This is a genomic window from Streptomyces sp. NPDC096324 (genome assembly GCF_044763015.1).
Classification (GTDB): domain Bacteria; phylum Actinomycetota; class Actinomycetes; order Streptomycetales; family Streptomycetaceae; genus Streptomyces.
Genome location: NZ_JBIWFK010000005.1, coordinates 152,982 through 166,545, shown reverse-complemented (window position 1 = coordinate 166,545; position 13,564 = coordinate 152,982). Strand labels below are relative to the sequence as shown.

Annotated in this window: 12 protein-coding genes; 5 read left to right on the top strand and 7 right to left on the bottom strand. The window is 73.0% G+C overall.

Annotated features, from left to right (window positions below; genetic code table 11):
* The first annotated feature begins 244 nt into the window (after window positions 1-244).
* The gene (locus ACIQ7M_RS14845) at window positions 245-976 is read left to right on the top strand and encodes a hypothetical protein (RefSeq protein ID WP_403643776.1); all 732 of its coding nucleotides are present in this window, start codon (window positions 245-247) and stop codon (window positions 974-976) included.
* Window positions 977-1,026: 50 nt separating this feature from the next.
* Here ACIQ7M_RS14845 and ACIQ7M_RS14840 read toward each other — a convergent pair whose 3' ends face one another.
* Window positions 1,027-2,472 (bottom strand): glycine hydroxymethyltransferase, encoded by a 1,446-nt coding sequence (locus tag ACIQ7M_RS14840; protein ID WP_403643773.1) that lies wholly within the window; start codon window positions 2,470-2,472, stop codon window positions 1,027-1,029.
* Between the two features lie 319 nt (window positions 2,473-2,791).
* On the opposite strand from ACIQ7M_RS14840, the gene rocD reads away from it, so the two are divergent.
* Complete coding sequence (rocD, locus tag ACIQ7M_RS14835) at window positions 2,792-4,006, top strand: ornithine--oxo-acid transaminase (protein WP_355759766.1); 1,215 nt, start codon at window positions 2,792-2,794, stop codon at window positions 4,004-4,006.
* A 37-nt stretch (window positions 4,007-4,043) separates the two neighbouring features.
* Here the strand turns inward: rocD and ACIQ7M_RS14830 are convergent, their stop codons facing one another.
* Together ACIQ7M_RS14830 and ACIQ7M_RS14825 are read right to left on the bottom strand one after the other, a co-directional pair.
* Window positions 4,044-5,228 carry a glutathionylspermidine synthase family protein gene (locus tag ACIQ7M_RS14830; RefSeq protein ID WP_355759721.1) on the bottom strand — a complete coding sequence of 395 codons (1,185 nt, stop codon included), beginning with the start codon at window positions 5,226-5,228 and terminating at the stop codon, window positions 4,044-4,046.
* A gap of 71 nt (window positions 5,229-5,299) precedes the next feature.
* Entirely contained in the window at window positions 5,300-5,644 is a 345-nt protein-coding gene (locus ACIQ7M_RS14825; protein ID WP_403643769.1) for a hypothetical protein, read from the bottom strand.
* 132 nt (window positions 5,645-5,776) lie between these two features.
* On the opposite strand from ACIQ7M_RS14825, the gene ACIQ7M_RS14820 reads away from it, so the two are divergent.
* On the top strand, window positions 5,777-6,625 hold the full coding sequence (locus tag ACIQ7M_RS14820; RefSeq protein ID WP_355759768.1) for a hypothetical protein: 849 nt from the start codon (window positions 5,777-5,779) through the stop codon (window positions 6,623-6,625).
* Window positions 6,626-6,675: 50 nt separating this feature from the next.
* Here ACIQ7M_RS14820 and ACIQ7M_RS14815 read toward each other — a convergent pair whose 3' ends face one another.
* Window positions 6,676-8,067, bottom strand: a complete 1,392-nt coding sequence (locus ACIQ7M_RS14815; RefSeq protein ID WP_403643766.1) for a PLP-dependent aminotransferase family protein — start codon at window positions 8,065-8,067, stop codon at window positions 6,676-6,678.
* A 47-nt stretch (window positions 8,068-8,114) separates the two neighbouring features.
* On the opposite strand from ACIQ7M_RS14815, the gene ACIQ7M_RS14810 reads away from it, so the two are divergent.
* Window positions 8,115-8,678 carry a carboxymuconolactone decarboxylase family protein gene (locus ACIQ7M_RS14810; protein ID WP_355759727.1) on the top strand — a complete coding sequence of 188 codons (564 nt, stop codon included), beginning with the start codon at window positions 8,115-8,117 and terminating at the stop codon, window positions 8,676-8,678.
* Complete coding sequence (locus tag ACIQ7M_RS14805) at window positions 8,675-9,406, top strand: isocitrate lyase/phosphoenolpyruvate mutase family protein (protein ID WP_403643763.1); 732 nt, start codon at window positions 8,675-8,677, stop codon at window positions 9,404-9,406. The genes ACIQ7M_RS14810 and ACIQ7M_RS14805 overlap by 4 nt, the downstream gene beginning before the upstream one ends.
* Window positions 9,407-9,477: 71 nt before the next feature.
* On the opposite strand, the gene ACIQ7M_RS14800 is transcribed toward ACIQ7M_RS14805, so the two are convergent.
* From ACIQ7M_RS14800 to ACIQ7M_RS14790, 3 genes are read right to left on the bottom strand one after another with little or no spacing between them, the layout of a single operon-like run.
* Window positions 9,478-10,437, bottom strand: coding sequence for an ABC transporter substrate-binding protein (locus ACIQ7M_RS14800; RefSeq protein WP_389850536.1), 960 nt, complete (start codon window positions 10,435-10,437; stop codon window positions 9,478-9,480).
* Window position 10,438: 1 nt separating this feature from the next.
* Window positions 10,439-12,388, bottom strand: a complete 1,950-nt coding sequence (locus ACIQ7M_RS14795) for an ABC transporter permease (RefSeq protein ID WP_403643760.1) — start codon at window positions 12,386-12,388, stop codon at window positions 10,439-10,441.
* Window positions 12,388-13,557, bottom strand: coding sequence for a glycine betaine/L-proline ABC transporter ATP-binding protein (locus ACIQ7M_RS14790; RefSeq protein WP_403643757.1), 1,170 nt, complete (start codon window positions 13,555-13,557; stop codon window positions 12,388-12,390). Before ACIQ7M_RS14790 ends, ACIQ7M_RS14795 begins: the two co-directional genes overlap by 1 nt.
* Window positions 13,558-13,564: the final 7 nt, after the last annotated feature.

Genomic DNA, 13,564 nt, shown 5'->3' with positions numbered 1-13,564 from the left:
TGAGCGGGATTCGAACACCCACCGTCATGGAAGTGCAACGGTGAGGTGACGTTCCGCCTGGAGGGGGTGCTTTCGGCGTCACGGGCGCTTAACAATGCCGGTCCGCCCAGGTAGCCGGTTTCGGCAGGGCGGAGCGCTGCTCGGACGTCGCCGTCGAGGGGAACCCCCGGCGGGTCCGTCGGCGCACCCGGAAATCGGCACAACGGTGTGCGGACCGGCTCAGCGCCGGTCGGTTGGGGGTTCCATGCGCGGGCTGCGTGAAGTGGTCACGGTGGTGGGGGCGTTGGGGGCGACCGCCGCGGTGGTGGTGTCGGCGGCACCGGCCGCCCTGGCCGGCCCCCCGGCGAACACGCCGATGGTCGCGTCGGCGGTCCGGGAGAGCGCCGAGTACGCCGCGCAGGGCTCGGCGGGCGACAGCCCGGACATCGTCCTGACCGTCGCCGGTGACACGGGACGGACGACCACCCTGCACAGCGGCGATCCGGACTTCGGACGGCTGTGGCGGTTGCTGTCCCCCCGGTTCACGGGGCCGAAGAAGACGCCCGCCGAGTGGGCGGACGGCCGCCTTCCCGTTCCTGTGGTCACGGTGATCTGGGGAGTCACGGGTGCCGGGGGTGACGTCGCCATCGAGCGCCAGGACCAGGTGTTCCTCACCGCGGACGGCGAGCCGTGGGTGCGGTCGGATCTGGCTCCCGACCTGGTGGGCGGCGACTTCCGCTGGCACCGGGCGCCGCTCTCGGTGCTCGACCAGCTCACGCAGGAAAAACGACTGTTCGGCTCCGGGTCCGCCGCGTCCTCCGTACGGGTGGAGCCGGACCCGGCCGCCTGGGCGCTGCCCGGACTCGCGGCGGGCCTGGCCATCGGCGCCGGCGCCACGTGGTTCGTCCGCCGCGCGAAGGTCCGGCAGGTGAACGCCGGGAACACCGGGAACGCCGAGCCACTGCCGGAACCGCGCCACGAGCTGGTCGAGGTCTAGAGGGCGTCGCCCGGTCCGGGGCCGGAGGGGTCCGGCCCCGGTGCGGTGCGTCAGCCGAGGTCGATCTCCGGGTAGAGCGGGAAGCCGGTGAGCAGGTCGCTCGCGCGGTGGGCGATCTCGTCGGAGATCTTCGCGTCCAGCACGTGCTGGGCCTTGGAGGGCGCGCCCTTGGCGGTGGTCCCCGCCTCCGTGGTGGTCAGGACGCGGTCGATCAGACCGGCGATCTCGTCCATCTCGGTGGCGCCGAGCCCACGGGTGGTCAGCGCGGGGGTGCCGATGCGGATGCCGGAGGTGTACCAGGCGCCGTTCGGGTCGGCGGGGATGGCGTTGCGGTTGGTGACGATGCCCGAGTCGAGCAGCGCGGACTCGGCCTGGCGGCCCGTCAGGCCGTAGGAGGAGGCGACGTCGATGAGGTTCAGGTGGTTGTCCGTGCCGCCCGTGACCAGCGTGGCGCCTCGGCGCATCAGCCCCTCGGCCAGGGCACGGGAGTTGTCGACGACGGCCTGGGCGTAGTCGCGGAACTCGGGGCGGCGGGCCTCGGCGAGCGCGACGGCCTTGGCGGCCATGACGTGGGGCAGCGGGCCGCCGAGGACCATCGGGCAGCCGCGGTCGACCTGCTCGGCGAGGGTCTCGTCGCACAGGACCATGCCGCCGCGCGGGCCGCGGAGCGACTTGTGCGTGGTGGTGGTGACGATCTGGGCGTGCGGGACCGGGTCGAAGTCGCCGGTGAGGACCTTGCCCGCGACCAGGCCGGCGAAGTGCGCCATGTCGACCATGAGGGTGGCGCCGACCTCGTCGGCGATCTCCCGCATGATCCGGAAGTTCACCAGGCGCGGGTAGGCGGAGTACCCGGCGACGATGATGAGCGGCTTGAACTCGCGGGCGGAGACGCGCAGTGCCTCGTAGTCGATGAGGCCGGTGGCGGGGTCGGTGCCGTACGAGCGCTGGTCGAACATCTTGCCGCTGATGTTGGGGCGGAACCCGTGGGTGAGGTGGCCGCCGGCGTCCAGGGACATGCCGAGCATGCGCTGGTTGCCGAAGGCGCGCCGCAGTTCGGCCCAGTCGGCCTCGGAGAGGTCGTTGACGTTGCGGACGCCTGCCTCGGCGAGGGCCGGGGCCTCCACGCGGGCGGCGAGGACGGCCCAGAAGGCGACGAGGTTCGCGTCGATGCCGGAGTGCGGCTGGGCGTAGGCGTGCTCGGCGCCGAACAGTTCGCGCGCGTGCTCGGCGGCGAGGGCCTCGACGGTGTCGACGTTGCGGCAGCCGGCGTAGAAGCGGCGCCCGACGGTGCCCTCGGCGTACTTGTCGCTGAACCAGTTGCCCATGGCCAGGAGGGTGGCCGGGGAGGCGTAGTTCTCGGACGCGATCAGTTTGAGCATGTCGCGCTGGTCGGCGATTTCCTGGCCGATGGCGTCGGCGACGCGGGGCTCCACGGCCCGGATCACGTCGAGGGCGCTGCGGAAGGCGGTGGACTCGGTGGAAAGGGGCTCTGGCATGACGGCCTCCGGACGTTGCTTTCAGCGTTCACGGGTCGGCCCAGGCGCACGGCACTCGGTTGCCACGACTCCTCGCCCGGACAGTCCGGGCCCCTCGGGACGGCCTGCCGCTCCGTCCGGAGGTCCGGGATCACCCCGGGAAAGCCACAGCGCGGGTGCCGCTCCCCGATGGTCGGTCCCATCCCAGCGCGCCAGTCACGGCCCCGTCCGTCAGCCTACCGGGCGCGCCGGATCACCGGGGTCCACGGTCCACCATGCGAGCGACGATAGGAATTGGCCAGAAACCCGCCCCCGCGCGAACGGAGATCCCGTGACCACCATGGATGCCAGCGAGACGACGGAGGCGTTCATCGCCTCGGCCGACGCGCACAGCGCGCACAACTACCACCCGCTGCCGGTCGTCGTGGCGACGGCGGACGGGGCCTGGATGACGGATGTCGAGGGGCGCCGCTTCCTCGACATGCTGGCCGGCTACTCGGCGCTGAATTTCGGCCACGGCAACCGGCGGCTGATCGAGGCGGCCAAGGCGCAACTGGACCGGGTGACGCTGACGTCGCGGGCGTTCCACCACGACCGGTTCGGGGACTTCTGCCGGGAACTGGCCGCGCTGTGCGGCATGGAGATGGTGCTGCCGATGAACACCGGCGCGGAGGCGGTGGAGACGGCGGTGAAGACGGCCCGGAAGTGGGGGTACCGGGTCAAGGGCGTCCCGGCCGAGATGGCGAAGATCGTGGTCGCGGGCAACAACTTCCACGGGCGGACGACGACGGTCATCAGCTTCTCGACGGACCCGGAGGCCCGGGCGGACTTCGGCCCGTACACACCGGGCTTCGAGATCGTGCCGTACGGCGACCTGACGGCCCTGCGGTCGGCGGTCACGGAGAACACGGTGGCCGTGCTGCTGGAACCGATCCAGGGCGAGGCGGGGGTGCTGGTGCCGCCGGCCGGATATCTGCCGGCCGTGCGGGAGCTGACGCGCGAGCGGAACGTGCTGTTCGTCGCGGACGAGATCCAGTCGGGTCTGGGACGGACCGGCCGTACGTTCGCGTGCGAGCACGAGGGCGTGGTGCCGGACATGTACGTCCTCGGGAAGGCGCTCGGCGGCGGGGTCGTGCCGGTGTCGGCGGTGGTGTCGAGCGCGGAGGTGCTCGGGGTGTTCCGGCCCGGGGAGCACGGGTCGACCTTCGGCGGGAATCCGCTGGCGTGCGCGGTCGCGCTGGAGGTGATCGCGATGCTGCGGTCGGGCGAGTACCAGGAGCGGGCGGCCGTGCTCGGCGAGCGGCTGCACCGCGAACTGGGCCTGTTGAAGGACTCCGGTCATGTCACGGCGGTGCGCGGGCGCGGTCTGTGGGCGGGCGTCGACATCGCCCCCGCGTACGGCACGGGCCGGGAGATCTCGGAGAAACTGATGGAGCGGGGCGTCCTCGTCAAGGACACCCACGGCGTCACCGTCCGGATCGCCCCGCCGCTGGTCATCACCGAGGAGGACCTGGACTGGGGCCTGGCCCAGCTCCGGGCCGTACTCGGCGCGTAGGAACCCGAGCCGGGCGAGGCGGGACCCGCGAACAGCCCTAGAGGATCACGTGGGGCAGGAAGCGGGCGTACTCGTCCGTGATCGGGCCGGAGGACTCCCGGATGCCGAGGCCCGCCGACTCGTCCTCGACGACCCAGGCGCCGAGGACGACACGGTTGCCGTCGAAGTCCGGGAGCGGTGCCAGCTCCTGGTAGCAGCAGGCCTCTTCGCGTACGACGGGCGCGGCGCCGGGTTCGTGGATCGTCACCCCGGCGCCCTCGCGGCCGAGCAGGGGCTTGGCGACGTAGCCGTTCGTACGGGCCAGCTCGCGGGGGCCGTCGAGGTAGGCGGGGAGCAGGTTCGGATGGCCCGGGTAGAGCTCCCAGAGGACGGCGAGGAGCGCCTTGTTGGAGAGGAGCATCTTCCAGGCGGGCTCGATCCACAGGGTCGTGCCGGTGCCGCCGCCGTTGTCGAGGGTGTCCAGGACATGGCCGGCGAACGCGTCGGAGGTCAGCCACTCCCAGGGGTAGAGCTTGAAGCAGCTCCGGATGAACGCGAGCCGGTTGTCGACGAAGCGGCCGGAGAGGGGGTCCCAGCCGATCTCCTCCATGGAGATCCAGTCCGTGTCGAGTCCCGCCTGCTCCGCGGTCTCCTTGAGGTAGGCGACGGTCATCAGGTCCTCGCCGAGTTCGTCCTCGGCGGAGTGCGCGAAGTAGAGCGGCCCGCCCGGCGGCAGGAGCGCGCCCTGCTTCCTCCAGGCCGCGACGAGGCGTTCGTGGAGGGAGTTCCACTGGTCGGCGCCGGGGAAGCGGTCCTCCATCCAGAACCACTGCGGGCTCGCGGCCTCCACCAGCGAGGTCGGCGTGTCGGCGTTGTACTCCAGGAGCTTCGCCGGGCCCCCTCCGTCGTAGCGGAGGTCGAAGCGGCCGTAGACGGACGGGAGTTCGGCGCGCCGGTGCCAGGCCTCGGCGACGGCCGCCGCGACCCGGGGATCGTCGATGCCGAGGTCGGCGAAGCGTCCCCGCTCGACGATGTGACCGGCCGCCGTCAGGCACATGGTGTGCAGTTCCTCGACGACCTCCTCCAGCGCCTCCACCTCGGGCAGCGAGAAGGCGTAGTAGGCGCTCTCGTCCCAGTACGGGCGCAGGGAGTCGTCGGGGTGACGGGTGAGCGGGTAGATCAGCCCCTGCCGTTCGACGGTCTGCTGCCAGCCGGGACGGGGGGTGATGGTGCGGCGTTGCATGGGGTGCGTGGGTCTCCGTCTCGGCGGGTGGGTCGGGTGCCGGAGCTCTCGCTCCGGCGGGCGGGCGCGGATCAGCCGCCGGAGCCGCCCTTGCCGCCGCCGAAACCGCCGCGGTGGACGCCACTGCCGCCCGAACCCCCGGAGCCGCCGGAGCCACGGGGCTTGACGAAGGAGCCGCCCTCGACCCAGCTGCTCTTCTTGCTGCCGCCGTAGTACCAGCCGGTGTGGTGCGAACCCGATGAGGACGTGCAGTACTTGTCCGCGACGACCTCGTAGCCCTTGACCGCGCGGTAGCTGTCGCGGTCGACGCAGCGCTTGTCGGGGTCCGAGGAGCAGGCGGTGAGCGTCGCCGCGAGAAGTCCCATGCCGCCGAGGACGACCGTGCCCGAGCGCAGTTGACGTCGCACGTCTGCCATTTTCGTTCCCCCGTTTGTTCTCTGTGGTTCGATTTTCGACTGAAGGGGACAGATTAGAGATCCCGTACACGGCGAGTCCACGACGGCCCCGGGTAACGCGGTGTCCCCTACAGTCGCTTCGTGCTCTTTGGAATGATCTGCGCCCTCGGCGCCTCGGTCTGTTTCGGTACGGCGACGGTTCTGCAGGCCATGGCCGCACGGGCCGCGGGCGAGGGCGGGACGGGCGGCGGCGCCGGCGGCGCGGCCGTCCTGCTGCTGCGGGCGCTGCGCCAGTGGCGCTATCTGGCGGGACTGGGCCTCGACGGGGTCGGGTTCGTGCTCCAGATCCTCGCGCTGCGGTCGCTTCCGATCTACGCGGTCGGCGCGGCCCTCGCGGCGAGCCTGGCCGTCACCGCCGTGGTCGCCTCCCGGCTGCTCCATGTGCGGCTGAGCCGGGTCGAGTGGGCCGCGGTGGCGGTGGTGTGCGGCGGACTCGCGATGCTGGGGCTGGCCTCCGGTCCCGAGGGGGACCGGACCGGGTCCCTGGCACTGAAGTACGCGATGCTCGGGACGTCCGTGGCCGTCCTGGTGCTGGCGCTCGTCGGCGGACGGCTGCCCGACCGGGGGCGTGCGCTCGCGCTGGGCCTCGGGTCGGGGTTCGGGTTCGGGGTGGTCGAGGTGGCGGTACGGCTGATCGCCGACCTCGATCCGGGGACGCTGCTGGCCAATCCGGCGACGTACGCGCTGCTGATCGGTGGCGGCGCCGCGTTCCTGCTGCTCACCACGGCCCTGGAACGGGGTTCGGTGACCACGGCGACCGCCGGTCTGGTCATCGGGGAGACCATCGGGCCCGCGCTGGTCGGCGTGGTGTGGCTGGGCGACCGTACCCGCGAGGGGCTGGCCTGGCTGGGGGTTCTCGGTTTCGCGGTGGCGGTGGCGGGGGCTCTGGCGCTGGCGCGGTTCGGCGAGGCGCCGGCCAAGGAGCCGTCCGCGCCGGCGTGACCTCGTGGCCGCCATGCCCTCCGGTGACCCCCTTCGAGCGCACGGCCCCTTCAGGGAAGCGCCCGGCACAGCGCGTCCAGGGCCCCCGACCAGGCGTGGTCCGGCGGGGTGCCGTAACCGACGACCAGCGCGTCCCGGTGCGGGACGAGCGCGTCCGGATGGCGGTGGTGCGAGAGGCCGTGCACGGCCAGGCCCTGGAAGGCGGCGGCCTGGACCACGGCCCCCTCGGTGCCGGGCGGGAGCCGGAGCACGGCGTGCAGCCCGGCCGCGATGCCGGTGGCGTGCACGTCGGGCGCCCGGGTGGCGAGCGCCGCGACGAGGGCGTCCCGGCGGCGCCGGTAGCGCAGCCGGGCGGAGCGGACGTGCCGGTCGTAGGCACCGGAGGTGATGAACTCCGCCAGGGTGAGCTGGTCCAGCGCACCGGTGGACCAGCCGCCCTCCCCCTTCAGGGAGACGACCTCGTCCACGAGCGACGGCGGCAGCACGAGCCAGCCCAGACGCAGCGCGGGTGCCAGGGACTTGCTGGCGGTGCCCAGATGGACCACGTGCTCGGGGTCGAGGCCCTGCAACGCGCCGACGGGCTGCCGGTCGTAGCGGAACTCGCCGTCGTAGTCGTCGTCCAGGACGAGCCCGCCGGTGCGGCGCGCCCAGGCGACCACGGCGGCCCGGCGGTCCGGGTGCAGGGGCAGGCCCATCGGGAACTGGTGGGCGGGGGTGAGGAGTACGGCCCGCACGCCCGCCATGTCCCGTGTGTCGGTGCCGAGTTCGTCGAACGGCAGGGGGGTCGTGCGCAGGCCCGACCGGTGCAGGAGGTTCCAGTGCACGTCGAGCCCGTACGACTCCACGGCGATCGAGCGGAGCCCGCGCCGGCGCAGGATCGCGCCGAGCAGCGTGAGGCCGTCCGAGAAGCCGGAGCAGACCACGATGCGCTCCGGGTCGGCGCGCACGCCCCGGGCGCGGGAGAGATAGCCCGCGAGGGCGGTGCGCAGTTCGGGGCGGCCACGTGGATCGCCGTAGCCGAGGGCCTCGTGCGGGGCGCGGGCCAGGGCGCGGCGGGCCGCCTTGAGCCAGGCGGCGCGCGGGAAGGACGCGAGGTCGGGGCGGCCGGGGACGAGGTCGTAGGCGGGCCGGGCCTGCTCACGGCGGCGCGGCGCGGCCTGCGGCCCCGGTCGTACGACGCTCCGCTCGGCGACGCGCGTGCCCGAGCCCTGGCGTGCGGTGAGCCAGCCCTCGGCGACGAGGTCGGCGTAGGACTCGGCGACCGTGTTGCGGGCGATGCCGAGGTCGGCGGCGAGGGAGCGGGAGGACGGGAGCCGGGTCCCGGGGGCCAGCCGGCCGCCGCGGACGGCCTCGCGCAGTGCCTCGGTCAGCCCCTTGCGGATGCCGGACCCGGTCGGCTCGACATGGAGGTCGACCCCCAGAGTGGCCCATGTTTTCCCCATGGGAATGGACCATACTCCTGGGCTACTCCCCTCGTAGGGTCGATCGCATGACGACGCAGGACACGACCACGCAGCCCACCACGACCCCCGCGACCCCCACCGACTCCCCCACCCCGCCCGCCGCCGGCACCGCGCGGTACGCGCCCGAGCACACGCCCCGGCTGGCCTGGGCCGAGCTCGCCCCCGACGTCTACAAGGCGATGGTCAGGCTCGACGCGGCGGCCCGGCGCGGGGTGGACCCCACGCTCCTCGAACTGGTGAAGATCCGTGCCTCGCAGCTCAACCACTGCGCGTTCTGCCTGGACATGCACACCAAGGACGCGCTGGCGGCGGGCGAGAGCGTCGAGCGGATCGTGCAGCTCGGCGCGTGGGAGGAGTCGCGGCACTTCTACACGGAGAGGGAGATCGCGGCGATCGAGCTGACCGAGGCCGTCACGGTGATCACGGACGGCTTCGTGCCGGACGAGGTGTACGAGCGCGCGGCCCGGCAGTTCGAGGAAGCCGACCTGGTCCAGCTCATCGCCTCGATCACGATGATCAACGCCTGGAACCGGTTCGCCGTGACCTGCCGCATGGTGCCCGGCCACTACCGGCCGGGCGGGCACAAGTGACGGCACGGGCGGCCGCGGGCGGGGCCGAGCGGTTCCGGGCCCTGCACCACGGACGCGTGCCGGGCGATCCGCTCGTGCTGCCCGGTCCCTGGGACGCGGCGAGCGCCAAGGTGTTCGCGGACGAGGGGTTCCCCGCGCTCGCCACGCCCAGCGCCGGCGTGGCCGCGTCGCTGGGGTACGCGGACGGGGAGACGCCCGCCGCGGAGATGTTCGCCGCGATCGCCCGGATCGCCCGGGCGGTCGACGTACCGGTGTCGGCGGACGTCGAGGGCGGCTACGGTCTTGCGCCCCGGGAGCTGGTGGAGCGGTTGCTGGAGGCGGGGGCCGTGGGCTGCAACCTCGAGGACTCCGAGGGCGGGGTCCTCAAGGACGCGGCCCGGCACGCCGACTGGCTGGCCGAGGTGCGCGGCGCGGCGGCCGACCGGCTCTTCGTGAACGCCCGGGTCGACGTCTTCGCGTACGGCGACGGCGATCCCGCGCGGGTCGTCGAGCGGGCCGCGCTGTATGTCGCGGCGGGGGCGGACTGCGTGTATCCGATCGGCGCCCCGACGCGGGTGCTGCCGCTCCTGCGGTCCGGTGTCCAGGGGCCCCTGAACGTGTTCGCCCGGCTCGACGGGGAGTCCCCCGCCGAACTGGGTGAACTGGGCGCCACACGCGTCACGTTCGGCCCCGGCCTGCAACGCCGGGCGACGGAGACGCTCGCCGCGATCGCGGCGAAGCTGCGCTAGGTCGCGTCGGGGGCGGCCCGTGTCGGGACGCCCCCGGCCGCGTGGGGCTCACTCGGTCGGGGGCGTCCCGGTCACGACGCCAGCCACGCCCTCCAGGTGGACCGATGGCGGTCCGCCCACTTCTTCGCCGCCTCCTGGGGCGTCAGCTTGTCGTCGGCGATCATCAGGGAGACCTCGTTCTGGTCGGCGGTGGTCCACCTGAACCTCTTCAGGAAGGCGGCCGCCTTCCCGCCGGTCTTCGCGAAGTCGGCGTTCAGGTACTTCTTCAGCGGCGTGTGCGGGTAGGCGCAGGCGACCTTCGCCGCGTCGGCGTCACAGCCCTCCTTGTAGGCGGGCAGCTTCACCTCGGTCATGGGGACCTTCTCGAACAGCCACTGCGGGGAGTACCAGTACGTGAGGAACGGCTTCCGCTCCTTCGCGAACTGCTTCATCTGCGTGATCTGCGCGGCCTCCGAACCGGCGAACACCACCTGGTAGTCCAGCTTCAGGTTGGTCACCAGCGCCTTGTCGTTGGTGACGTACGACGGTGAGCCGTCGAGGAGTTGCCCCTTGCCGCCGCTCTCGGGCGTGCGCAGCCGGTCGGCGTACTTGTTCAGGTTCTTCCAGTTCGTCACGTCGGGATGCTGCTTCGCGAAGTACGTCGGGACGTACCAGCCGATGTGCCCGGTCACGCCCAGGTTCCCGCCGGGCGTGATCGTCTTCTTGTCCTGGACGTACCGCTTCTCCTGGTCGGGGTGGCCCCAGTCCTCCAGGATCGCGTCGACGCGGCCCTGGCTGAGCGCGTCCCAGGCGGGCACCTCGTCGACCTGGACGGTGTCGACGCGGTAGCCCAGCTCGTGTTCGAGGAGGTACTGCGCCACGGCCACGTTGGACTGGGCGCCGACCCACGACTGCACGGACAGGGTCACCGTCTTGGCGCCCCGGGCGCCCGCGAAGGGCGAGGCCTGCCGGGTCATGTCGGCGGCACCGCAGCCGGTGAGCAGCAGCAGGGCCGAGGCCCCGGCCACCGCGGATGTCGTACGAACACGCATGTCAGGCTCCCTTCTTGGCGCGGCGCCCGGTCGGCTGGGTCACCCGGTCGAGCATCAGTCCGAGGCAGACGATCGCGGCGCCCGCGACCAGGCCGGTGGCCAGGTCGCCCTGGGCGAGGCCGAACACGACGTCGTAGCCGAGCGCGCCGCCGCCGACCAGACCGCCGATGATGACCACGGCGAGGACCAGGACGACGCCCTGGTTGACGGCGAGCAGCAGCGCGGGCCGCGCCAACGGAAGCTGGACCTGGCGCAGTTGCTGCCCGGCGGTGGCACCGAGGGAGCGGGCCGACTCCAGCGCGGCCGGGTCGACGGCACGCAGCCCCTGGGTGGTGATGCGGACCACGGCGGGCAGCGCGTAGACGACCGCGGCGGCGACGGCGGGGGCGCGGCCGACGCCGAACAGCGCGACCACGGGGATGAGGTAGACGAACTGCGGCATGGTCTGGAAGACGTCGAGGACGGGCCGGAGCAGGCGCTCGAACCGTTCGCTGCGGGCGGCCGCGATCCCGGTGGCGAAGCCGATCACGAGGGTCACGGCGACCGCGGCCAGCACCTGGGAGAGTGTGTCCAGGGCCGGCTTCCACTCGCCCAGCACGCCGATCGCGGCCATGGCGAGGACGGCGGTCAGGGCGGTGCGCCAGGTGCCGATGAGCCAGGCCAGGGCGGCGACGGTCAGCAGTACGGCCCACCAGGGCAGCCACTGGAGTCCGTCGCGGAGCGGGTCGAGGACCCAGGTGGTGAAGTGGCCCGCCCAGTCGGCGGTGCCGCCGATGTACGGGACGCCGGAGTAGAGGTGGCCGGTCATCCAGTCGACGGCGCTGTTCACCGGCTCGGCGAGGTTCACCGCCCACGCGCCGGGCCATTCCGCCCGGCCCGTGAGGCGCCCGGCGAGCAGGACGGCGAGGACGATCGCGGCGGCGAGCCCCACGTACAGCCGGGGGGTGTTCTCGCGGGGCGCTCCGAGCCGTTCGCCCACCGCGGCGGTGACCCGGTCGAGGACGACCGCGAGGAGCACGATCGGGATGCCGGCGGCGAGCGCGGCACCCACGTCCACGGAGGCCAGGGCCTGGTAGACGCGGTCGCCGAGACCGCCGGCGCCGATCACGGAGGCGATGACGGCCATGGACAGCGCCATCATGATCGTCTGGTTGAGGCCGAGGAGGAGTTCCTTGCGGGCCAGCGGAAGGCGGGCGGTGAACAGGCGCTGGCGGGCCGTGGCGCCGAGCGAGGCGACGGCCTCCATGACGCCCTCGTCCGCGTCGCGCAGGCCGAGCGCGGTGAGGCGGGCCATGGGCGGGGCGGCGTAGACGACGGTGGCGAGCACGGCCGCGGGAACACCGATCCCGAAGACCAGCACGACGGGCAGCAGATACGCGAACGCCGGAAGCACCTGCATGGTGTCGAGGACGGGGCGCAGCGCGCGGTGGGTGCGGTCGGAGAGCCCGGCGGCGAGGCCGAGCAGCATGCCCAGGACGACGGAGGCGAACACGGCGACCACCATGACCGCCAGCGTCTGCATGGTGGGCACCCACATGCCGAGCAGTCCGCAGACGAGGAAGGCCGCGCCGGTGCCGACGGCCATCCGCACTCCGGCGGCCCGCCAGGCCACGAGGGCGGCCAGGCCGGTCACTCCGGCCCAGCCGGCCGCGAGGAGCAGCAGATAGACGGCGCGCACGGACAGGACGACGGCGTTGCTGACGTAGCCGAAGAAGTAGAGGAACAGCGGGTGGCTGTCCCGGTTGTCGATGATCCAGTCGCCGGCTCTGCCGAGCGGTCCGGTCAGGTCGACGGTCAGGGCGTGCGGCCAACTGCCGCCGGACCAGCGGGCGACGGCGAGGGGGACGAGCACCGCCGCGAGGGCGGCGAGCAGCACGAGTTTGCCGACGGCGGGGTGCCGCAGGCGGGCGGGCAGGACGGTACGGGGAGCGGACGCGGTGACTGCGGCCATCACACCGCCTCCTTCCGCGGGCCGGCCCCGGCACGTGGGTCCGCTCCGGCACTCGGGTCCGATTCCTCGCCCAGGTCCGATCCGGCACTCCGGTCCGATTCCCCGCCCAGATCCGCTCCGGCGACGACGGCGAGCAGCCGCTCGTGGTCGACGACGCCGAGGCAGCGGCCGTCCTGGACCACGCAGGCGGCGCGCCCGCTGCCGGACACGGTCCTGATGGCCTCGGCGACCACCGTGTCGGGGGCGAGCGCGCCGGGGTGGTCCGGGCCGCCGCAGTCCCCGGCCCGCATGGCCCTGCGGACCGTCATGACCTGCTCGCGGGGCACGTCCCGGACGAACTCGCGGACGTAGGCGTCGGCCGGGGAGCCGACGATCTCCTCGGGGGTGCCGAGCTGGACGATCCGGCCGTCGCGCATCAGGGCGATGCGGTCACCGAGGCGCAGGGCCTCGGTGAGGTCATGGGTGATGAAGACCATCGTGCGGCCCTCCTCGCGGTGCAGCCGGACGACCTCCTCCTGCATGTCGCGCCGGATCATCGGGTCGAGCGCGCTGAACGGCTCGTCGAAGAGCAGGACCTCGGGGTCGACGGCGAGCGCGCGGGCCAGCCCGACGCGCTGCTGCTGACCGCCGGACAGCTCGCCCGGCCTGCGCTGCTCCAGGCCTTCCAGACCGACCTTGGCGACGACCTCGGCGGCCTTCGCCCGGCGTTCCTCGCGCGGGACGCCCTGGATCTCCAGTCCGTAGGCGACGTTGTCGAGGACCGTGCGGTGCGGCAGCAGGCCGAAGTGCTGGAAGACCATGGCGGCACGGTGGCGGCGCAGTTCGCGCAGCCGTCCCTTGTCCATGGCTAGGACGTCCTCGCCGTCGATCGCGAGGCTGCCCGAGGTGGGTTCGATCAGCCGGGTGAGACAGCGCACCAGGGTGGACTTGCCCGAACCGGACAGGCCCATGACGACGAAGACCTCACCCTTGCGCACATCGAAACCGACGTCCCGGACGGCGGCGGTGCAGCCGGTGGCGGCGGCCAGCTCGGCGGCGTCGAGGGAGGCGAGTTCGGGGTCGCCGGGGACGCGGTCGGCCTTCGGGCCGAACACCTTCCACAGGCCGCGTACGGAGAAGACGGGACCGGCCGTGTCGGTCGCGCCCGGGGCGCCGGCAGGCGTGTTCATCGCGCTC

What these genes read in the sequence shown, in the direction of transcription:
- ACIQ7M_RS14825 (WP_403643769.1), bottom strand. Translation starts at nt 5,644, where the DNA reads ATGGCAGACGTGCGACGTCAACTGCGCTCGGGCACGGTCGTCCTCGGC.
- ACIQ7M_RS14840 (WP_403643773.1), bottom strand. Translation starts at nt 2,472, where the DNA reads ATGCCAGAGCCCCTTTCCACCGAGTCCACCGCCTTCCGCAGCGCCCTC.
- ACIQ7M_RS14815 (WP_403643766.1), bottom strand. Translation starts at nt 8,067, where the DNA reads ATGGGGAAAACATGGGCCACTCTGGGGGTCGACCTCCATGTCGAGCCG.
- rocD (WP_355759766.1), top strand. Translation starts at nt 2,792, where the DNA reads ATGGATGCCAGCGAGACGACGGAGGCGTTCATCGCCTCGGCCGACGCG.
- ACIQ7M_RS14845 (WP_403643776.1), top strand. Translation starts at nt 245, where the DNA reads ATGCGCGGGCTGCGTGAAGTGGTCACGGTGGTGGGGGCGTTGGGGGCG.
- ACIQ7M_RS14820 (WP_355759768.1), top strand. Translation starts at nt 5,777, where the DNA reads ATGATCTGCGCCCTCGGCGCCTCGGTCTGTTTCGGTACGGCGACGGTT.
- ACIQ7M_RS14800 (WP_389850536.1), bottom strand. Translation starts at nt 10,437, where the DNA reads ATGCGTGTTCGTACGACATCCGCGGTGGCCGGGGCCTCGGCCCTGCTG.
- ACIQ7M_RS14810 (WP_355759727.1), top strand. Translation starts at nt 8,115, where the DNA reads ATGACGACGCAGGACACGACCACGCAGCCCACCACGACCCCCGCGACC.
- ACIQ7M_RS14830 (WP_355759721.1), bottom strand. Translation starts at nt 5,228, where the DNA reads ATGCAACGCCGCACCATCACCCCCCGTCCCGGCTGGCAGCAGACCGTC.
- ACIQ7M_RS14790 (WP_403643757.1), bottom strand. Translation starts at nt 13,557, where the DNA reads ATGAACACGCCTGCCGGCGCCCCGGGCGCGACCGACACGGCCGGTCCC.
- ACIQ7M_RS14795 (WP_403643760.1), bottom strand. Translation starts at nt 12,388, where the DNA reads ATGGCCGCAGTCACCGCGTCCGCTCCCCGTACCGTCCTGCCCGCCCGC.